The following is a 20,126-nucleotide window of genomic DNA, read 5'->3' as shown; positions in this document are numbered from 1 at the left end:
CGAATGCGCCCGACACCCCATGCGGTGCAACCGGTTATCGGTGCGCATGTCGACCGCTCGGCCAACCGCGACGGCAGTGGTCCGATACTGGTGCTAAGGCAGGCACGGCACCGCACCGGATCACCATGGGAGGGCAGTTGGCGATATTCCTCATCGATCTGGCCCCGAGCGAGATGGAGCGGCGCCTCAGGGAGGCCCTGACCGTCTATGTCGACGCGATGCGCTACCCCAGAGGCACCGAAAACCAGCGCGCCGCCATGTGGCTGGAGCATATCCGCCGGCGAGGCTGGAAGGCCGTCGCCGCCGTCGAAGTAGCGGACCCAGGCGGGGCCGATCCGTCCGGCATCGTGGTGGGAGCCGACCCTGACAGCGGGGCGTCGCCGGCTGGCGATTTGAGCAACGCACCGATGGTCGGCATCGCCTACGGCTACCCCGGCGCCCCCGGGCAGTGGTGGCAGCAGCAGGTGGTCCTCGGGCTGCAGCGCAGTGGTTTTCCGCCGCAGGCGATCTCCCGGGTGATGAGTAGCTATTTCGAGTTGACGGAATTGCATATCCAGCCGCGCGCCCAGGGCCATGGCCTCGGCGAGGCACTGGTCCGCCGGCTCCTCGCCGGTCGGCAGGAGGACCACGTCCTGCTGTCCACCCCGGAGACCAATGGCGAGGCCAACCGGGCGTGGCGGTTGTACCGGCGGCTGGGCTTCACCGACATCATCCGCGGCTACTACTTCGCCGGCGACCCCCGCGCGTTCGCGGTGCTGGGCCGCGCGCTGCCGCTGTAGGCCCGACTCCCGGACGGCTTGCCCAAGCGGCACACCGGGTCTGGCACGATGACGTGGTGCGCGCCAGCTCTCCCTCGCTCTCAGCCCGCAAATCTCACGTGACCGGGACCCGGCGGCGCCGCATGCTGGCCATCGCGATGCTGTTGATGCTGGTGCCCCTGGCGACCGGGTGCCTGCGCGTCCGAGCGTCGATCACCATCTCACCCGACGACCTGGTTTCCGGAGAGATCATCGCCGCGGCAAAACCGAAGAACAACAAAGACGCCGGCCCTCAACTCGACAGCAACAACCTGGGATTCAGCCAGAAAGTGGCTGTCTCCAACTACGACAGCGACGGCTACGTGGGATCGCAGGCGGTGTTTTCCGATTTGACCTTCGCCGAGTTGCCGCAGCTGGCCAACATGAACTCCGACGCGGCCGGGGTGAACCTGTCGCTGCGGCGCAACGGCAACCTGGTGATTCTGGAGGGCCGGGTAGATCTGACGTCACTCACCGACGCCGACGCCGACGTCGAGCTGACCGTCGCCTTTCCCGGCACCGTGACCTCTACCAACGGTGACCGCATCGAGCCCGAAGTGGTGCAGTGGAAGCTCAAACCAGGCGTGGTGAGCACCATGAACGCTCAGGCCCGCTATACCGATCCCAACACCCGGTCATTCACCGCGGCCGGCATCTGGCTGGGCATCGGGTCGTTGCTGGCCGCGGGCGTGGTGGCACTGCTGGCCTGGATCAGCCGGGACCGCTCCCCCCGGCTTACGGCCGCGGGCGACCAGCCGCCGAAATAACCGGATCGGGTCGCTCGCCAGGCCCGGTTGGTCCCGGTCAGCCCTGCTTGTCGGGCGCCCAGTAATCCAGCATCTCGGCGAAGGTCTCGAAAGCCGGCGCGGAAAGGCCGTACGTCGCCTCGAAATGGATGCTCAGCGGAAAGCCGAGGTCCACGACACCGTCTAGCACGCGTTGGTAGAGGTCGACCATCAACCGGCGCTTCTGGGCGGGTTCGCTGCCGGCCAGCTTCTGGACGAACTCCTGCTCCGCGGCCACGGCCGGGTTGCCGGGGTCCTGGATCAACCAGTTGATCAAGCCGACCCGAGCCTCGACCTTGGGGACGAACCCGAACGACAGCAGGATCTCGGGTCGGTGGTCGGTGGCCGCGGCGAACTCGGTCAGGAACCCCACGATCGCGTCGGAATACAACAACTGGGTCATGCCATAGGTCGCGCCCTGATTGCATTTGAAATTGAGCCGACCCTGCTCGCCGCCTCGGGTGGGAATCACGATCACACCTCGGTTGGCCACCAGCTCGCGGTAGATCGACAACGCGTCGGTCGGTGCGACGCCGGAGCCTTCGCCGTCGTTCATCGTGCGCGGCACCCCGACGAACACGACACCCTGCATCCCGGCGGCGCACAGTTCGGCGAGCCTCCCGCGCAGCGAAGACTCGTCCATGAAGGCGGTGACCTGCGTGCACAGGCCGCTGATCGACGGCAACTCCGGTCTGATGATCGACCAGAAGTCCAGGACGTCGAGCTTGGGCTGCATCGGGACCGGCCGATCGTCATCCTCGGCGATCATCCCCGGGATCATCACGTGCCGGATTCGACAGTCGAGGCCCGACTCGGCCGAGTACCGCAGCAATTTGTCCGCGTCTTCCAGTGCCCGCTCGCGGCCCCCGTCCACGTTCGGAGGAACCAGCTCGAGTGCGATGGTATTGAGCGTCACACGGCACCCTCTTTCTCAGATTCCTCAGATGACTACTGCTCACACGGCGCCACGCCGCGCACACCCCCACCGGCCTCATCACGGGGCCATCACGACAGCATAGGGGTGGCTTAGCGAGTCAGTCGAAGCGACGGCGCCCAGCTCGAAGGCATCCGGCCGCCCGAAGGAGGCAATACCCGCCCATGGCGCCGGGGCGGAATACACTGTCGGGCCAGGGACGTGCCGAGCAGAAAGGGGCGCCGCGCTGAGCGTCGAAGCATCGACAACCGACTTGGGCGGCGCCATCACCGACCAACTACGACGGTATCTGCACGACCGTCGTCGCGAGGCGGCGTATATCGGCAGCGACTACGACGCCTTGACGGCCTGGCTGGAAGACTTTGCGCTACGCGGGGGCAAACGGCTACGGCCGGTCTTCGCATATTGGGGCTGGCACGCCGTGGCAACCGAGGAGCCCGGTCCCGAGATATTGCGGTTGTTTTCCGCCCTGGAACTGTTGCACGCCTGGGCATTGATACACGACGACGTGATTGACGCCTCCTCGACCCGTCGCGGCCGGCCGACGGCCCATGTGCATTTCGCCGCGCTGCACCGGGAGCGCAACTGGCTCGGCCCGGCGCACCAGTTCGGCATCTCGGCGGCGATACTGCTCGGCGACGTGGCACAGGCCTGGGCCGACGACATCGTCTCCGAGGTGGGCCAGTCCAGCCTGCCGCCCGACGCTGCGCGCCGGGTGCGGCGGGTATGGTCCGGCATCCGCACCGAGGTGCTGGGCGGGCAATACCTCGACATCGTCGCCGAGGCCAGTGCCGCGAACTCGATCGCCTCGGCGATGACGGTTGCCACTTACAAAACCGCCTGCTACACGGTGTCGCGGCCGCTGCAACTGGGGGTGGCCGCAGCTGCCGACAGACCCGACGTCGCTGCCGCGTTTAATCAGTTCGGAACGTACCTCGGGGTGGCGTTTCAGCTGCGCGACGACGTGCTCGGGGTGTTCGGAGACCCTGCGGTGACCGGCAAGCCGTCCGGCGACGACCTGAGGTCGGGAAAACGCACGGTGCTGATAGCCGAAGCAGCCGAGCTTGCGGAGAAGTCGGACCCGCGGGCGGCCAGTCTGTTGCGTAGCTCGATCGGCACCGAGCTGACCGACGTGCAGGTGCGCGAGCTGCGTGAGGTCATCGCGGGGGTCGGCGCTTTGGCAGCGGCCGAGAATCGGATCACCGAGCTCACCCAACGGGCGCTGGCGACACTCGCGTCCGCACCCATCAACGCACGAGCCAAGGCCGGATTGTCGCAGTTGGCCCGGACCGCCACGGACCGGTCGGCCTGAACCGATGACCAGTGCAACGCCCCCGCAGGAAGCTGGCTCGGCGACGAAACTGTCAGTGAGCCAACGTATTTCACGATTTCGCGAATTCGCCGGCACTCCGCAGGCCAAACCCGCCTGGCTGGGTTTCCTGGGGGCTGTGTTGATCACCGCGGGAGGGTTGGGAGCCGGCAGCACCCGCCAGCACGACCCGCTGCTGGAGACGATTCACATGTCGTGGCTGCGCTTCGGCCACGGGCTGGTGCTGTCGTCGATCGTGTTGTGGTTGGGCGTGGGCCTGATGGTGATCGCGTGGCTGCGGCTGGGCCGACGGGTCCTCACCGGCGAAGCGACCGAGTTCACCATGCGGGCCACCACCGCATTCTGGCTGGCGCCGCTGCTGCTGTCGGTGCCCGTCTTCAGCCGCGACACCTACTCCTACCTGGCCCAGGGCGCACTGCTGCGCGACGGCCTGGATCCCTACGCGGTGGGGCCGGTCGCCAACCCGAATGCGTTGCTGGACGACGTGAGCCCGATCTGGACGATCACCACCGCCCCCTACGGTCCGGCGTTCATTCTGGTGGCCAAATTCGTCACGATCATCGTCGGCAACAACGTGGTCGCGGGGACCATGCTGTTGCGCTTGTGCATGCTGCCCGGGCTGGCGCTGTTGATTTGGGCGGCCCCGCGCCTGGCACGGCATCTCGGCGCCGACGGCGCCACCGCGCTGTGGACCTGCGTGCTCAACCCACTGGTGCTCATCCATCTGATGGGTGGAGTGCACAACGAGATGCTGATGGTCGGCCTGATGGCCGCCGGCATCGCGCTCACCATGCAGCGTCGCCATGTCGCGGGCATGACGCTGATCACGGTGGCGATCGCGGTCAAAGCCACCGCCGGGCTGGCGCTGCCGTTCCTGTTCTGGGTCTGGATGCGACATCTGCGCGATGACCGGGGGTACCGGCCGGTTCAGGCGTTCCTGGCTGCCGCCGCAGCGTCGCTGCTGATATTCGTGGCGGTGTTCGCGGTGCTGTCCGCGGTGGCCGGCGTCGGACTGGGGTGGCTCACGGCGCTGGCGGGCTCGGTGAAGATCATCAACTGGTTGACGCTGCCGACGGGAGCGGCGAACCTGATCCACGCTCTGGGCAGGAACTTCTTCAGCATCGACTTCTACACCTTGCTGCGTATCACCAGGTTCATCGGGATTCTGATCATCGCGGTGTCGCTGCCGCTGCTGTGGTGGCGGTTCCGCCGCGATGACCGGGCGGTGCTGGCCGGCATCGCGTGGTCGATGCTGATCGTGGTGTTGTTCGTCCCCGCCGCCCTGCCGTGGTACTACTCCTGGCCGCTGGCGATAGTGGCCCCACTGGCCCAGTCACGGCCGGCTGTCGCGGCTATCGCGGGGTTCTCGACCTGGGTCATGGTGATCTTCAAACCCGACGGATCACACGGCATGTATTCCTGGCTGCACGTCGGGCTGGCGACCGCGTTCGCACTGCTGGCCTGGTATTCGCTGTACCGGGTGCCGGAGCCGGCTGCCCCAAGGGACGCACCGGAACCCGCTCGATAAGGACCTCAATACGCCATAGCCTGGGCGCGACGCACGACTTCGCGCGCCTGGTGGGCGTGGAGCGCATCGACCGGGCGAGCGTTGCTCACGACATCGCGTGAGCCGTCGCGGGTAATGGTCAGCGACGGGTCGGGGGTGAACAGCCAGCGCACGATCTCGGTATCGCGGTAGCCGCCGTCGTGCAGGATCGTCAACAGTCCCGGCAGGCTCTTGACCACCTGGCCGGATTTGGTGAAGAACACTTGCGGCACCACTACGCCGCCGGCACGCCGCACCGCGACCAGGTGACCTTCGCGCAGCTGCTGGTGCACCTTGCTGATCGGCACACCGAGAAGTTCGGCGACCCGGGGCAGGTCGTAGGTTGGCTCGTTGGGATCCAGAACATCATCGCCGGCCGGAATGCTGCCCACGGCGCAAGTGTAGAGCTTGGTGCACGTTGTCTCATCCGATTCGCGCCGCCACCTACGATGGCCCCGTGGCTGAAGCTGAAGTGCCCGGCTCTCCCCCGCAAGCGGGAGGGACCCCCATCTCGGGCCGTGCCGGCCCACATCGTCACCGAGCCGAAGCCGGCACTTCGGATCCGTTGGACAGCGCGCTGCTAGACGGCCGCTACCTGGTCCAGGCCAAGATCGCCAGCGGCGGGACCTCGACGGTCTACCGCGGTCTCGACGTGCGGCTGGACCGCCCCGTCGCCCTCAAGGTGATGGACTCCCGGTATGCGGGCGACGAACAATTTCTCACCCGCTTCCACCTCGAGGCCCGCACGGTCGCCCGGTTGAAGAACCCCGGCCTGGTTGCGGTCTACGACCAAGGGCTGGATGCCCGGCACCCGTTTCTGGTGATGGAACTCGTCGAAGGCGGCACGCTGCGCGAACTGCTGGCCGAACGCGGACCGATGCCCCCGCATGCCGTGGTGGCCGTACTGCGCCCGCTGTTGGGCGGGCTGGCCGCCGCGCATCGGGCCGGCCTGGTGCACCGCGACGTCAAGCCCGAAAACGTGTTGATCTCCGATGACGGCGAGGTCAAGATCGCCGATTTCGGATTGGTCCGGGCCGTCGCGGCCGCTGGAATCACTTCGGCCAGCGTCATTTTGGGCACCGCGGCGTATTTGTCTCCCGAGCAGGTGCGCGACGGCCAGGCCGGCCCCCGCAGCGATGTCTACTCGGTCGGAATTCTCACCTACGAGTTGCTGACCGGCCACACGCCGTTCAGCGGCGATTCAGCACTGTCGATCGCCTACCAGCGGCTGGACCGCGACGTGCCACCACCTAGCTCTGTAATCGATGGTGTGCCAACGCAATTCGACGAATTTGTGGCCTGCGCGACCGCCCGTGACCCTGCCGAAAGGTACGCCGACGCCATCGAGATGAGCGCCGATCTCGAGTCGATCGCCGAGGAACTGGCACTTCCGGACTTTCGGGTGCCCGCGCCGCACAACTCGGCCCAGCACCGGTCGGCCGTGCTGCATCGCAGCCGGATCGCCCAGCAGCCGCGGCCACCGGTTCGCCACCCGACTCGCGAACTGACCCGAGAACCGGGGCGCTGGGCCGAGCCGGTATCGGCGGCCCGCCCGGATGCCGAATCGGAAGAATACGAATACCAGCCGGTGTCAGGGCAATTCGCCGGCATCTCGATGGACGAATTCGTCTGGGCACGCCAGTATGCCCGCCGCATGGTGCTGATCTGGGTGGCGGTCGTGCTGGCGATCACCGGGCTGGTCGCGACCGCGGCGTGGACGATCGGCAGCAATCTGAGCGGACTGCTGTAACGGGCCGCGAGCTGGCCCCACCTCCCGCTTGCGAGCAGACGCACAATCCTCGAAAACCCCTGTGTTTCACCGGATTTTGCGTCTGCTCACCAACTTAGTCGCGCAGCATCTCGGCCACTAGAAAGGCCAGTTCCAGCGATTGCTGGGTGTTGAGCCGCGGATCACACGCGGTCTCGTACCGTCCGGCCAGATCGCTGTCCGAAATATCTTGTGCGCCACCCAGACACTCGGTGACGTCTTCACCGGTGATCTCGACGTGGATGCCGCCGGGGTGGGTGCCCAGGGCGCGATGCACCTCGAAAAAGCCCTGCACTTCGTCGACGATGCGATCGAAGTGCCTGGTCTTGTACCCCGTGGAGGACTCATGGGTGTTGCCGTGCATCGGGTCACACTGCCAGATCACCTGGTGACCGGTGGCCTGCACCTTCTCGATGATCCGCGGCAGCAGGTCACGGACCTTGTTGTTGCCCAGCCTGCTGACCAGCGTCAACCGGCCCGGCTTGTTGTGCGGATCGAGCCGCTCGACGTACTCCACCGCCAGCTCGGGTGTCATCGTCGGGCCGATCTTGACCCCGATCGGGTTGGCGATCACCTCGGCGAACGCGATGTGCGCGCCGTCGAGTTGCCGGGTCCGCTCGCCGATCCACACGGTGTGCGCCGACAGGTCATACAGTTGCGGTTCGCCATCCTCCCCTTCGGACAGCCGCAGCATGGCCCGCTCGTAGTCGAGCACCAATGCCTCATGGCTGGCATAGATCTCGGCGGTCTGCAGATTGCGGTCGGCCACCCCGCAGGCGCTCATGAATCGCAGTCCCCGATCGATTTCGGTGGCCAGCGCCTCATAGCGAGCGCCGGCCGGCGAGGTCCGGACGAATTCCCGGTTCCAGTCGTGGACCAGGTGCAGCGACGCCAGGCCCGACGACGTCAATGCTCGCACCAGGTTCATCGCCGCACTGGCGTTGGCGTAGGCGCGCACCAGCCGCGACGGGTCGTGCTCGCGCACCGCCGCGTCCGGGGCGAAGCCGTTGATCATGTCGCCGCGATAAGACTTCAAGCCCAGCGCATCGATATCGGCCGACCGCGGTTTGGCGTACTGACCGGCGATGCGGGCCACCTTCACCACCGGCATGCTGGCGCCGTAGGTCAGTACCACGGCCATCTGCAGCAGCGCGCGGATGTTGCCGCGGATGTGGGGTTCGGTGTTGTCGACGAACGTCTCCGCGCAGTCACCGCCTTGCAAGAGGAATGCCTCACCCTTGGCGACCTGTGCCAACTGTTCCTGCAGGCGGACGATCTCAGATGGCACCGTCACCGGCGGAACGCTTTCGAGCACCGTGCGCATCGCCAACGCCTGGTCCGCGGGCCAGCTGGGCTGCTGGGCCGCGGGCTTGGCCAGCGCGGCGTCCAGCCGGGTGCGCAAGCCGGCAGGCAGCGGCGGCAACGGCGGCAGCTGGTCGATCGGAATATCGACGGTCCAGTTCATCGGTACATGGTAACCGGGTTGAGGCTTGCGCTGATCAGGGCGAACGTCGCCGTCAATACGGTCCGCCTGCCGGGTCTGGTCGCCGGTCTGGCCCGCTCACCGCCCGCACGCGGGAGCCGCGGGGCGTGCTCCCACCCCGGGCCGGACGCGGGCCGGCGTTGCCGACCGAAGTGATGATCCGGAATCGTCGCAACTGGTCGCGCGCGTCGACCAGCGCGTCGTGAGCATCACGCGACCGCGCCGGCAGGCGCGGGCATCCGCGGTCCTCCCATAGTTGCCGCAGTTCCCTAGTGAAGCGAGGTATCGCCGTTGGCAGCTCCGGCATCGGACCCCACAACTGACACAGCGCGACGTGGTCGTAGGCGCCCACCCAGGCCCACAGCTCGATCGGGTCGTCGCCGCCCACACCGAGGAACTCCTCCAGGTCGGCACGGATCTGCCGGCGTGAGCGCCACAGCTGCGAACCCGGCGACGGCAGCTTCGGCAGGACATGGGAGCGAACCCAGCTGCCGGCACGCTGGGGGTCGAACTCCGTGGAGACGGCGTAGTACTCGCGGCCGTCCTCGGCGACCATCCCGATGGAGATCAACTCGATGGTGCGGCCGTCTTCGATGAATTCGGTGTCATAGAAGTACCGCACATCGCAGTTTATCCGGGCAGGCTATCGCGCGGTCAGCAGGCGTTCGGCAGCCTTCGGCGGTGGCGCGGGATGGAGTCGAGGTCCAACCGGGCGTCCACGGCATGTTCGTCGGGCCACGCGGGGTTCCGGCGATCGCACATTGCAGTCACAGCGTGGCCCGTACCACGGGGCGGCGCAGGGTATACGTTCACGCTGCAGGGCACGGCGCATCTTGTCCGGCCGGGCGCTGTATCGCCACCGTGCTCACGGGGCATGCGGACGCGACAACCGGATCGCGCCGACGATCAGCAGCACCACCATGGACATGCCGAGCAGCCCCGTCCACACCTTGCCCTTGAACAGGACCACCACCGCCAGCGGCAGCGTCAGCAGCACGCCGCCGACCAGCGCGGCATGCCATATCACGGAATTGGTGTCCGACCAGATCGTCAGGACAAACATCAGCGGATGGAATCCCAGGGTCAACAACCCCGCCACGGCTACGGCGGCGAACCGCGTCCACCGAGGTGCGTCCGTCTTCCTCCCAGTAGACATCGGACAGATGCAGGATCAACGCGTACTCGTCGAGCACCAGTGCCGCGCCGATTCCGAAAAATGTCGCCGACACCGCGAACTCGGGTGCGCGTCCGCCGACGGACAGCGTCACCAGCGCCCGCCCGGAGACCATCACCACCAGCACGCCGAAAGCCACGTGGTGGACGTGCACGGACCCGATGTAGATATTGCGAGGCTGCCACCAGCTGGGCGGTGGCGCATCGCCGGGGCGGCGACGGATGATGCGGGCGAAGGTGCGCGTCACAAAAAAGGTCAGGATAAAGGCGACCAGGCAGCACAGCAGGGGCAGTCATGCTGCAGCCATTGGAGCACTCCGCAAAAACTACGCCGGCCGACGCAGGCGAGGCCTAAGCGGCCTGAGCCGCGCTGTGGCGGCAAGCGACCGCCTCGGTAACGATTAGGCTGTCTTTGACATGAGTACATGGCGGTCGCCCGAGCTGGGCAGTCGACTCGGGCGGGTCTCGTTATGGTGCCTGCTTGGGCTGGTGGCCGCCGGGGCACTGGGCTACGTGGCCTGGAAGTTGTTCGGACACATCCCCTACCGCATCGACATCGACATCTATCAGATGGGCGGTCAGGCCTGGTTGGACGGGCGTCCGCTGTACAGCGGCGACGTGAAGTTCCACACACCCATCGGGCTGGACCTGCCGTTCACCTACCCTCCGCTGGCCGCGGTGGTGTTCAGCCCGTTCGCCTGGTTGAAGATGCCGGCCGCCAGCATCGCGATCACGCTGCTGACGCTGGTGGTGCTGATCGCCTCGACGGTGGTCGTGCTGACCGGTCTGAATGTATGGCCCACTTCGACGCTGCTGCCCGGGCCGGCCTGGGTGCGCCGGCTGTGGTTGGCGGTGATCATCGTGGCTCCGGCGTCGATCTGGCTGGAGCCGCTGAGCTCCAACTTCGCCTTCGGCCAGATCAACGCCGTGCTGATGACCTTGGTGATCTTGGATTGTTTCCCGCGCCGCACGCCGTGGCCGCGGGGCCTGCTGCTCGGCTTGGGGATGGCACTGAAACTGACTCCGGCGGTGTTTCTGCTCTACTTCCTGCTGCGCCGGGACGGCCGGGCGGCGCTGACAGCCCTGGCGTCCTTCGCGGCTGCGACGCTGGCCGGCTTCGCGCTGGCGTGGCGTGATTCCCGCGAGTACTGGACCCATACCCTGCACCACACCGACCGGATCGGTTCGGCTTCGTTGAACACCGACCAGAACATCGCGGGTGCGCTGGCCCGGCTGCCGATCGGCGAGCACGAAAGCTTCCTGCTGTGGGTGGTCCTGTCGCTGGTGGTGCTGGTTGCGACGGTATGGGCGATGCGCCGAGTGCTGCGGGCCGACGAACCGGCCCTGGCCGTGATTTGCGTGGCGTTGTTCGGGTTGGTGGTTTCACCGGTTTCGTGGTCCCACCACTGGGTGTGGATGCTGCCGGCGGTTCTGGTGACCGGGGTGTTGGCCTGGCGGCGGCGAAATGCGGCGCTGGCCGTGGTTACCGCCGCCGGGGTGGCGCTGATGAGATGGGCGCCGATCGATCTGCTGCCCAAGCACCGGGAGGCCACCGCGGGTTGGTGGCGTCAACTCGCCGGGATGTCCTACGTGTGGTGGGCGCTGGCGGTCATCGTCGTTGCCGGCCTCACCGTAACCACCCGGCTGACGACGGAGCGCTCGCCCGAGCCGGGGCGGACCCCGGTGTCGACGGCCGCGGCCTGATCAGCCGGCAGCGGTCTCGGGGATCCTGGCGGCGTCCTGCGGACCGGGATGAGCCCCGGCACCGTTGCTGCCGCCTTTGACGCTGGCCGCGTAGATATCGACGTACTCCTGACCGGACAGCTCCATCAGCTCGTACATCACCTCGTCGGTGACGGCCCGCTCGATGAAGTGGTTGCCGGCCAGTCCCTCGAACCGGGTGAAGTCCATCGGCTTGCCGAAACGAACGGTCACCCGGCCGAACCGCAACATCTTCTTGCCCGGGGGGTTGACGACGTTGGTGCCGATCATCGCCACCGGAATCACCGGAACCCCGGTGTGCAGCGCCAGCCGCGCCAGGCCGGTCTTTCCCTTGTAGAGGCGACCGTCGGGCGACCGGGTGCCTTCGGGGTACATGCCGAGCAACTTGCCCCGGCGCAAGAGACGTTCCGCGGTTTCCAGCGCTGCTTGTGCGGAGTCGGCGTTGGTGCGGTCGATGGGCACCTGCCCGGAGACGCTGTAGAACCAGCGGTTGATCCAGCCCTTGAGCCCGGTGCCGGTGAAGTATTCGGCCTTTGCCAGAAAGGTGATCCGGCGGCGCACTACCAACGGAAGGTAGAAGCTGTCCGCCACGGCAAGGTGGTTACTGGCGAGGATCGCCGGCCCGGAACTCGGAATGTTTTCCGCGCCTTCAATTTTCGGCCGGCCGAGCAAAATGAATAGCGGGCCCATGAAAACGTACTTGAAAAGGTAGTACCACATGGCCCTCCCTCTCGCCCGCACCGGAACAATGTCTGGGCCAACTGTACCCATCTGCCGTGGCTGCGACCACCTGCGCCGGGCGGCGGCTCACTCCTGCAAACTCACCGGGATGGGCTGGTAGCGCGTTTTCGCACCCGGGTCCGCGGACCCGTTCTCCGGCGGTGTCTCGCTGGTGAGGCCGCCGCCGGGCGGATCCTCCGGCGGCGGTTTTGCCGATCGATCAATGTCGTCGACCATGGCGCGAATCACGTTGAGCAAAGCGACACTGTGGTTGGCGATCACCGTCAGCAACGGGTGCTGTTCGCCACCGACCACCGCCGCCAGTGCACATACCGGACACCACACCTGTTGGCACTTGGCGGCCGCTTTGCCACCGGTCGACCCGGATGCCATCGCGGCCGCGGCGCGCATCGCGGGGTCGATCGCATCCAGGATTGCCTGTGCAAGCTTGCGCAGTTCGGGACCAACCTCGGTATGAACCCCGGTCACGTCGGCCACACCTCCGGATTGGGTCGAAATCGAACGGTTAGCTCGCTGCCCCGCAGTTGCGCGTCCAGCACCGTGCATCTGCGCAGTACGGACGCCAACCGAACTCTGCGCCGCACCCCGCCAGCACTGATGATCAGGTCGTCGTCTGCGCGGCCCAGCGCCAGCGAACCGGGATCGAGCTGGGGCAACGCTAGCCGCAGACGATATACCGACTCAAGCCCCGACCCGGATTCCAGGTCCACAATAGGCCGCAGCGGACCCGGCGGCGCCGACCCTCGGCGGCGGCGGGCACCGTCGAGCAGACCGCCCAGCGCCTTGGGGCCGATCGGCTCGCCGGACAGGTGCGGAACCAGCACCAGCGCCAGGTCACCGATGGTGGCGTCGAGTTCTTCCAGGACGGCGCGTTGCTCGGCGATGCGTTCGGCATACCAGTAGAAGGCCGGGTGGTCGGGCAGGCTGCGGTACTCGTAGGTCTCGTCCCGGACCAGGACCTGATTGACCAGCAGCTCTTCGACGCGTATGCCCATCAGCGCCAATGAACCCAGCGTGCGGGCCGCCTCGGCCGCTACCACCCGCTCCGGAGTCAGCACCAGATGCGCGCCGACCAGGTCACCATCGGTCAGCAAGGCGCTGAGCCGGTCCACGCTGGCGCTGGTGCGCTCCAGCAACTCCACCAGTGCAGCGGATCGGTTGTCATCGATGGCGAGCCTGCGATGCCGCGGCCACGCGCGCTCCACGTAGAGTCCGAAGGTCGCCGGCAGCGTCAACATTCGCAGCGCATCCGCGGTCGACGCGCAGTCGACGACGACGCGATCCCAACGTCCGCTGGTGGCAAGCTCGCCGACGGCCTGCAGCCCGAGCACCTCCTGAATCCCGGGCAACGCCGAGAGTTCCTCTGGCGCAACGCTACTCAGCTCGGAACCGGGGAATCGCCGGTCCAAGGCGTCGACGACGTCTCGCCACCGGTCCTCGAGCAGCGCCAAGGTGTCCAGCGCCAAGGCGTCGAGGAAACCGCCGTCGGACCCGGATCGCCCGGTTTCGAGATCGGCGAGAACGCGGACCGGCTCGCCCCGGCCGGTCGGCGGCACCGAGATGCCCAGCACATCACCGAGCGAGTGCGCCTGGTCGGTGGATACCAGCAGCACTCGCTGACCAGCACCGGCATCGCACACTGCGGTGGCGGCCGCCAGTGTGGATTTTCCTACCCCGCCTTTACCGACGAAGAGACTGATCCGGGCCGGGGCTGACGCCCGGAATTCACTGGACTCACTCAGCCTCGACTCGTTTCTTCAGATCCTTCAACGCGCCGTCTATCAACCTGCGTTCGGCTTTGCGCTTGAGCATCCCGATCATCGGGACGGCGAGGTCGACGGCGAGCTCATAGGTCACGTCAGTTCCAGAACCGTTGGGCTCCAAGATATATGAACCTTCGAGAGACTTCAGCAGGGAGCTGGATTCCAGAGTCCAGCTCAGCGACTGGCGGTCCGCCGGCCACTGGTATGCCATGATCAAGGTGTCCCTGAAGATGGTTGCGTCCATCAACATCCGGGCCCGTTGCGGGTATCCCTCGTCGTCAGCCTCCAGGACCTCGACTTCCTTGTACTCCGAAATCCATTCCGGGTAAGCCTCGATGTCGGCGATCGCCTTCATCACCTCGCCCGGAGCCGCGTCGATGTAGATCGTCTGCCTCGTCTTGTCCGCCACCTGGCAAATCCCTTTCCCGTTTCCTCGCACTGCGCGTCGATTCCTCGGGAATACCCGCCATTCGGCACAAACGCTACTCCCGATGCCCAGCTTGAGCCCCACTCGAGCCCACTCGACCCGGTTAAACTACCGGAGAAACCCCGACGGGGCGTGCTTGTTCCACTGTGGTTTTGACCTCGAACGCCATTTTCTTCGCTGCCACCCGACGGCGGTGGGTGATTTTGGCCAGATTCATCCGGGCCAGTTGCCAGGCCGCCGCCGCGGTCGGTTCGGCGTGCAGGAAGTAGTGCAGCACCACCCCGTCCATCGACGGTTCCAGCCAGATTTCCATGGTGCCGGTCAGGGCGCCGGTAACTGCCCACCTCATGCCCTTGTCGGCGCGGTCCTCGGTGACCTCCAGCCGCAGATCAGGCCACCACCGGCGCCACTTCGTCGGGTCGGCGATCGCAGCTCCCACCCGTGCGCCATCCGCGGCGACATACGTCTCGTCCGCAATCTGGATGCTGTTCATAGCCACAGCTTCACACACCCGCGTATCGACGGCCAACGGCGCTCGGCTCGGTCCGGAAAAGCCACCAAACCAGCAATCATCTGGCTTCCCCTAATGCCCGGTTAGGCTGGGGCGAGGGGATCTACCCGCAAAAACATCGGTTGGAGCGAGGTCAGCAAGGTGCGTCAGTACAGTGTCCCTGCCCGCTTTTCCGTCGGCGAGCGCGACAACGTCGCGGCCATGGTCTTTGAGCACGAGCGCGACGATCCCGGATACGTCATCTACCAACGCCTCGTCGACGGCGTCTGGACCGACGTGACCTGCGCCGAGGCGGCGCATCAGATCCGTGGTGCGGCATTGGGTTTGATCGCGCTCGGGGTACGGGCCGGTGATCGGGTGTCGATCTTTTCGGCCACCCGCTACGAGTGGGCGATCCTGGACCTGGCCATCCTGGCGGTGGGCGCGGTCACGGTGCCGATCTACGAAACGTCGTCGGCCGAGCAGGTCCGCTGGGTGCTGCAGAACTCCGAAGCCGTCGTGGCGTTCGCCGAAACCGACGCGCATGCCGCGATGGTCTCCGAGCTCACCGGTGACCTGCCCGCATTGCGCCGGGTGTTGCATATCGACGGTTCCGGCCGCAAGGCGCTCGACCAGCTCGTCGAGCAGGGCGCGTCTGTTGACCCGGCGGAACTGACCGCGCGCCTCGAAGCGCTGCGGGCCGGCGACGCGGCCACCCTGATCTACACCTCCGGCACCACTGGGCGGCCCAAAGGCTGTCAGCTCACGCATTCCAACCTGCTCCACGAGATCCGGGGCACCCGGGAATGCCTGCCCACGCTGTTGTGCCCGGGACAGCGGCTCCTGGTATTTTTGCCGCTCGCCCACGTGCTGGCCCGGTCGCTGACGCTGTCGGCGTTCGCCAGCAAAGTGACCGTGGGGTTCACCAGCGACATCAAGAACCTGCTGCCGCTGTTCGGGGTTTTCAAACCCACGGTGGTGGTCTCGGTGCCCCGGGTTTTCGAGAAGGTGTACAACACCGCCGAGCAGAATGCCGTCAACGACGGCAAGGGAGCGATCTTCAAACGCGCCGCGCAGATCGCGGTCGATTGGAGCCGGGCCTGCGACCGCGGCGGCCCGGGTCTGCTGCTGCGCGCCATGCACGCTCTATTCGACCGGCTGGTCTATCACAAGCTCCGCGCGGCGCTCGGCGGTGACTGCCATGCGGCGGTCTCCGGCGGTGCGCCGTTGGGCGCGCGGCTGGGCCACTTCTACCGCGGCGTGGGCTTGACCATCTACGAGGGCTACGGCCTGACCGAGACCAGCGCGGCGATCACGGTTAACCAGGTTGGTGCCCTCAAGATCGGGACGGTCGGAAAGCTGGTGCCCGGCAACAGTTTACGCATCGCTGGCGACCAGGAGCTGTTGGTACGTGGCGGCGTGGTGTTCAGCGGCTATTGGCGCAACCAGCAGGCCACCGAGGAGGCCTTCACCGACGGCTGGTTCCGCACCGGTGATCTGGGCGCGATCGACGAGGACGGCTTCTTGAGCATCACCGGCCGCAAGAAGGAGCTCATCGTCACCGCGGGCGGTAAGAATGTCGCCCCCGCCGTGTTGGAGGACCAGCTGCGGGCACACCCGCTGATCAGTCAGGCAATGATGGTCGGAGATGCCAAGCCGTTCATCGGCGCGCTGATCACCATCGACCCGGAGGCGTTCGTCGGCTGGAAGCAGCGCAACAGCAAGCCCGCCGACGCGTCGGTGGGCGACTTGGCCACCGATCCCGACCTGGTGGCCGAAATCGATGCGGCCGTCAAACAGGCCAACCTGGCGGTGTCGCATGCCGAGTCGATCCGCAAGTTCCGCATCCTGGGTGTCGACTTCACCGAGGACACCGGCGAATTGACACCGACGATGAAGGTCAAGCGCAAGGTGGTGGCCGAGAAGTTCGCCGACGAGATCGAGGCGATCTATACCAGCGGCTAGCCGCCGAGCAGGCCGGCCAGCCGGATTGCCAGTGTGTCCCAGCGCCAGTTGGCCGTTACCCATTGCCGGCCGGCAGCGCCCATGGCGGCGGCACGGTCGCGATCGGTCAGCAAGTCGGCGACGGCGTCGGCCACCTTGTCCATCGAGGTACCGTCGACCACCAATCCAGTCTTGTTGTGCTGCACAGTTTCCGGCGCTCCGCCGGACTCGCCGGCGATTACCGGCACGCCGCTTGCCGAAGCCTCGAGAAACACGATCCCCAGGCCCTCGACGTCCAATCCGGCACCGCGGGTGCGGCACGGCATCGCGAACACGTCGGCTAACGCGTGATGCGCCGGTAGTTCGTCGCCCAGCACGCCGCCGGTGAACGTCACATGGTCGGCCACCTCGCAGTCCTTGGCCAGCTTGCGCAGCGCCTGCAGGTAAGGGCCGCCCCCGACGATCACCAGCGCGGCCCCGTCGACGCGCCGGCGGATCGCCGGTAGCGCCTTGATCAGCATGTCCTGGCCTTTGCGTGGCACCAGCCGGGACACGCATACCACCACGGGCCGCTCGTCCAGCCGGTACCGCTTACGCAGTTCGGCGCGCGCGGCCGGGTCCGGCCGGAACCGGTCGCTGTCCACCCCGGGCGGCAGGTATTCCAGCGCGGCGCCGGGTCCGAAGGCGGGCGCGAACCGGGCTTGGGTGTAGCGACTGACGAAGGTCACCACGTCAGCGCTGTCCCCGATTCGGCGCAACACCGACCGCGCGACCGGAAGCATCGACCAGCCCACTTCATGGCCGTGCGTGCTGGCCACTATCCGGGTGGCACCGGCCCGGCGCGCACGCGGCGCCAGCAGCGCCAGCGGGGCAGCCGCGCCGAACCAGACGGTATTGATGTCGTACTCGGCGATCAGGCGGCGCATGCGGCTGTCGACGGCCGGGACGGGCAGCATCAGCGTGCCGGGATGACGCACCACCCGATAGCCGGCTGCACAAGCCGCGTCGTCGTACGCCTGCGCCCCCTTCCATTGCGGTGCGTACACCGTCACCGAATGCGATCCGGCTTCGACCAGCCGACCGACGAACTCCCCCAGGTAGGACTGAATGCCGCCGCGTCTGGGCGGAAAGTCGTTGGTTACCAACAGGACCCGGCTCACCTGCGTCAGGCTAATCGGTCAGCCATCCCTGCCAGCGGGTGAGCAGCCCGGTAGGGTCGGTCTCCAGCACGGTGCGCGCGGCGGTTGCGAAGTTGGGGTGTCCGGCACCGCACGCGGCCAGGTAGAGCCCGCGCAACGCGGTCGTCCCGTAGGTCTCCGCGACGAACCTGGTAAACCACCACGCCCGGTCATATGCCAGTGAACGCCGCGGTCCCGCGGTGTCCAGGTCGTTATCTGACGGCAGCGCCAGGGGCAGCGCATCGACGGGCGGCCTGGACGCCGGTCTGGCGACGAAATCGGCCACCCCCTCGGTCAGCCAGCGCGGCGCATCGAGCGCGGTGTCGACACGCGTGGCGTAGTGAAAAAGCTCATGCGTCAACACGATTCGCAGCGCAGATTGGCTCATGTCGGCTGCGCCCGGCGCGAATACGATCCGTTGGCCGGCGGCGGTCCGGCGGGCGGTATCGACGTGCTCGACGACGGTCACCGCCGCGATATCGGCCCACTGCGACGCCGGCCCGCCGCCGGCGGCAGTACGGAACTGGTCATCGGAACCGGCCGCCACCACCGAGATCTCGTGCGGCCAATCGGTGCCCCAGAAGGCCGCGACCGCGTCGATCGCGGAACCAAGGTTCGCCGCGACACGGGATAGCAGGCGCTCGCTGTCCGCGCCGCCGAGGCCGATCAGCCGGACGGTGTGGCCGCCGACCACCACCGGGGTGAGGCCGGCGTCGTCGACTCGCGCCGCCGTCGGTGCTGGCGAGCCGTCGCGTATCGGATGGGCCGGCAGAGCGGCTGCCGCGACCAACTCGGCCACGAAGACGAAGGCCAGCGTGATCGACAGCCACCGGGGCCGGCGGCGAAGCCACGCCACGAGGTCGTCAGTAGCGACGGGCGTCGTAGATCGGACCCGAGGAGGTCATCGGCACTACCCGCACCGGTTGGCCGAAGGTGGACGAGTGGACCATCAGACCGTCGCCGATGTAGATGCCGGCATGTGAGGCGTCGGAATAAAAGGTCAGCACGTCACCGGGCTGCAGGTCCGACAGCGCCACCGGCTGACCTCCATGCGCCAGCGCCTGGCTGGAGTGCGGCAGTGCGATCCCGGCTTGCTGGAACGCCCACATGACCAGTCCGGAGCAGTCGAAACCGCTGGGCCCGGCGCCACCCCATGCATACGGAGTGCCGATCTGGGTCAAGGCCGCCTGCACCACGGTCGCCCGGTCGCCGCCACCGCCGCCGCCGGGAGCCATGAAAGGTATATCGGACACTCCGCCGGCAGCAGGCGCCTCACCAGGAGTAGGCGCACCCTCGGGCGGAGCGCCCGGTGGCAGTCCTTCGGGCGCCGGCCCGGGGGCGTCTGGTACGCGCGCCGGAATCGGTCCCGGGTCGGCGAGCGCGGTGCGCTGCTCCGGCGTCAGGGCCTGGTATTGCGACTTCACGACGGCGATCTGCACCTGCAGCTGGCTCTGCTTGTGCTGCAAACTGGCCCGCACCGCCGCGGCTTGTTCGGCGGCGGACTTGGCATCGGCAGCCGACTTGGCAGAGGCCTGCTCAGCCTTGGTCGCCTGTTCTCCGGCGGCCCGGAAACCGGCCATCTGCGTGGCCATTTGACGCGCCATCACCCGCTGCACCGAGAGACCGTCGATCAGCAGCTGCGGCGATTCCGCCGTCAAGATCGCATCCAAGCCGTTGGTGCGGCCACCCATGTAGGTGGCGGCCGCGACCTTGTTGACGGCGGTCTGGAAGGTGGCCAGGCGCGCTTTCGCGGCGGCCAGCGCGGCCTGGTCGTCGGCGAGCTTCTTTTCCGCGGCCTGCTGCGCCGCAAGCTTCGCGTTCAGGTCGAGTTCTGCGCTGTGCATCGCCTCGGTGGTCTGTTCGGCCTGCCGCGACAGCTCGTTGAGTTTCGCCAGCGCGTCGTCGGCGGGGTCGGCCATCGCAGTCGCGGCCAGGATGCCGGACAACACGGTGAAGCTCGCCAACGAACCGACTGCGGACCGCTTGATGACGCGCGCGATCGAATGCCTACAGTCGAGCCTCAAGATTTGCTTCCTTAAACTGCC

The 20,126-nt window shown here is 67.0% G+C and carries 18 protein-coding genes and 2 pseudogenes; 7 read left to right on the top strand and 13 right to left on the bottom strand.

Features of this window, described 5'->3' with window-relative positions; genetic code table 11:
• Window positions 1-137: 137 nt before the first annotated feature.
• Window positions 138-779 (top strand): GNAT family N-acetyltransferase, encoded by a 642-nt coding sequence (locus CDN38_RS24990; protein ID WP_075511966.1) that lies wholly within the window; start codon window positions 138-140, stop codon window positions 777-779.
• A 98-nt stretch (window positions 780-877) separates the two neighbouring features.
• Entirely contained in the window at window positions 878-1,564 is a 687-nt protein-coding gene (gene lppM, locus CDN38_RS24985; protein ID WP_099319248.1) for a lipoprotein LppM, read from the top strand.
• Window positions 1,565-1,601: 37 nt separating this feature from the next.
• On the opposite strand, the gene CDN38_RS24980 is transcribed toward lppM, so the two are convergent.
• Entirely contained in the window at window positions 1,602-2,498 is an 897-nt protein-coding gene (locus tag CDN38_RS24980) for a mycobacterial-type methylenetetrahydrofolate reductase (RefSeq protein WP_075511947.1), read from the bottom strand.
• Window positions 2,499-2,769: 271 nt separating this feature from the next.
• Between CDN38_RS24980 and idsA2 the strand changes: the two genes are divergently transcribed.
• Both idsA2 and CDN38_RS24970 read left to right on the top strand, forming a co-directional pair.
• Window positions 2,770-3,828: a bifunctional (2E,6E)-farnesyl/geranyl diphosphate synthase gene (gene idsA2 / locus CDN38_RS24975; RefSeq protein WP_075511948.1), complete on the top strand. Its 1,059-nt coding sequence runs from the start codon at window positions 2,770-2,772 to the stop codon at window positions 3,826-3,828.
• A 4-nt stretch (window positions 3,829-3,832) separates the two neighbouring features.
• Complete coding sequence (locus tag CDN38_RS24970) at window positions 3,833-5,374, top strand: alpha-(1->6)-mannopyranosyltransferase A (RefSeq protein WP_099319247.1); 1,542 nt, start codon at window positions 3,833-3,835, stop codon at window positions 5,372-5,374.
• Window positions 5,375-5,379: 5 nt separating this feature from the next.
• Here the strand turns inward: CDN38_RS24970 and CDN38_RS24965 are convergent, their stop codons facing one another.
• Window positions 5,380-5,784 carry an Rv2175c family DNA-binding protein gene (locus CDN38_RS24965; RefSeq protein WP_075511950.1) on the bottom strand — a complete coding sequence of 135 codons (405 nt, stop codon included), beginning with the start codon at window positions 5,782-5,784 and terminating at the stop codon, window positions 5,380-5,382.
• Between the two features lie 116 nt (window positions 5,785-5,900).
• Here CDN38_RS24965 and CDN38_RS24960 point away from each other — a divergent pair, with 116 nt between their 5' ends.
• Window positions 5,901-7,142, top strand: a complete 1,242-nt coding sequence (locus CDN38_RS24960; RefSeq protein WP_075511968.1) for a protein kinase domain-containing protein — start codon at window positions 5,901-5,903, stop codon at window positions 7,140-7,142.
• 94 nt (window positions 7,143-7,236) lie between these two features.
• On the opposite strand, the gene CDN38_RS24955 is transcribed toward CDN38_RS24960, so the two are convergent.
• The 3 genes and pseudogenes from CDN38_RS24955 to CDN38_RS24945 form a co-directional block, all read right to left on the bottom strand.
• Complete coding sequence (locus CDN38_RS24955; protein ID WP_075511951.1) at window positions 7,237-8,625, bottom strand: class II 3-deoxy-7-phosphoheptulonate synthase; 1,389 nt, start codon at window positions 8,623-8,625, stop codon at window positions 7,237-7,239.
• 136 nt (window positions 8,626-8,761) lie between these two features.
• Window positions 8,762-9,265 (bottom strand): annotated as a pseudogene (locus CDN38_RS24950) (polyadenylate-specific 3'-exoribonuclease AS); the annotation flags it as partial.
• Window positions 9,266-9,286: 21 nt separating this feature from the next.
• A pseudogene (locus tag CDN38_RS24945) lies at window positions 9,287-10,109 on the bottom strand (hypothetical protein).
• A gap of 124 nt (window positions 10,110-10,233) precedes the next feature.
• On the opposite strand from CDN38_RS24945, the gene CDN38_RS24940 reads away from it, so the two are divergent.
• Window positions 10,234-11,520 carry a glycosyltransferase 87 family protein gene (locus tag CDN38_RS24940; RefSeq protein WP_099319246.1) on the top strand — a complete coding sequence of 429 codons (1,287 nt, stop codon included), beginning with the start codon at window positions 10,234-10,236 and terminating at the stop codon, window positions 11,518-11,520.
• Here CDN38_RS24940 and CDN38_RS24935 read toward each other — a convergent pair whose 3' ends face one another.
• The 5 genes from CDN38_RS24935 to CDN38_RS24915 all read right to left on the bottom strand — a co-directional run bounded on the left by CDN38_RS24935 (window position 11,521) and on the right by CDN38_RS24915 (window position 14,962).
• Entirely contained in the window at window positions 11,521-12,258 is a 738-nt protein-coding gene (locus CDN38_RS24935; protein ID WP_075511953.1) for a lysophospholipid acyltransferase family protein, read from the bottom strand.
• An 87-nt stretch (window positions 12,259-12,345) separates the two neighbouring features.
• Window positions 12,346-12,747 (bottom strand): hypothetical protein, encoded by a 402-nt coding sequence (locus tag CDN38_RS24930; RefSeq protein ID WP_075511969.1) that lies wholly within the window; start codon window positions 12,745-12,747, stop codon window positions 12,346-12,348.
• The gene (locus tag CDN38_RS24925) at window positions 12,744-14,021 is read right to left on the bottom strand and encodes an ArsA family ATPase (protein ID WP_082277259.1); all 1,278 of its coding nucleotides are present in this window, start codon (window positions 14,019-14,021) and stop codon (window positions 12,744-12,746) included. Before CDN38_RS24925 ends, CDN38_RS24930 begins: the two co-directional genes overlap by 4 nt.
• Window positions 14,014-14,451, bottom strand: a complete 438-nt coding sequence (locus CDN38_RS24920; protein WP_023364872.1) for an SRPBCC family protein — start codon at window positions 14,449-14,451, stop codon at window positions 14,014-14,016. Before CDN38_RS24920 ends, CDN38_RS24925 begins: the two co-directional genes overlap by 8 nt.
• A gap of 121 nt (window positions 14,452-14,572) precedes the next feature.
• Window positions 14,573-14,962: a polyketide cyclase / dehydrase and lipid transport gene (locus CDN38_RS24915; RefSeq protein ID WP_075511955.1), complete on the bottom strand. Its 390-nt coding sequence runs from the start codon at window positions 14,960-14,962 to the stop codon at window positions 14,573-14,575.
• Between the two features lie 159 nt (window positions 14,963-15,121).
• Here CDN38_RS24915 and CDN38_RS24910 point away from each other — a divergent pair, with 159 nt between their 5' ends.
• A complete protein-coding gene (locus tag CDN38_RS24910) occupies window positions 15,122-16,924 on the top strand; it encodes an AMP-dependent synthetase/ligase (protein WP_075511956.1) in 1,803 nt (600 codons plus the stop codon).
• Here the strand turns inward: CDN38_RS24910 and pimB are convergent.
• The 3 genes from pimB to ripC all read right to left on the bottom strand — a co-directional run bounded on the left by pimB (window position 16,921) and on the right by ripC (window position 20,105).
• Window positions 16,921-18,063, bottom strand: coding sequence for a GDP-mannose-dependent alpha-(1-6)-phosphatidylinositol monomannoside mannosyltransferase (pimB, locus tag CDN38_RS24905; protein ID WP_075511957.1), 1,143 nt, complete (start codon window positions 18,061-18,063; stop codon window positions 16,921-16,923). The genes CDN38_RS24910 and pimB overlap by 4 nt on opposite strands.
• Before the next feature lie 10 nt (window positions 18,064-18,073).
• Complete coding sequence (locus CDN38_RS24900; protein WP_408633046.1) at window positions 18,074-18,838, bottom strand: hypothetical protein; 765 nt, start codon at window positions 18,836-18,838, stop codon at window positions 18,074-18,076.
• 106 nt (window positions 18,839-18,944) lie between these two features.
• The gene (gene ripC, locus CDN38_RS24895; protein WP_075511958.1) at window positions 18,945-20,105 is read right to left on the bottom strand and encodes a peptidoglycan hydrolase RipC; all 1,161 of its coding nucleotides are present in this window, start codon (window positions 20,103-20,105) and stop codon (window positions 18,945-18,947) included.
• Between the last annotated feature and the right edge of the window lie 21 nt (window positions 20,106-20,126).

The sequence above is a fragment of the Mycobacterium ostraviense genome (assembly GCF_002705925.1).
In the GTDB taxonomy this organism is placed as follows: domain Bacteria; phylum Actinomycetota; class Actinomycetes; order Mycobacteriales; family Mycobacteriaceae; genus Mycobacterium; species Mycobacterium ostraviense.
This window is presented reverse-complemented; position numbering and strand designations above follow the sequence as displayed.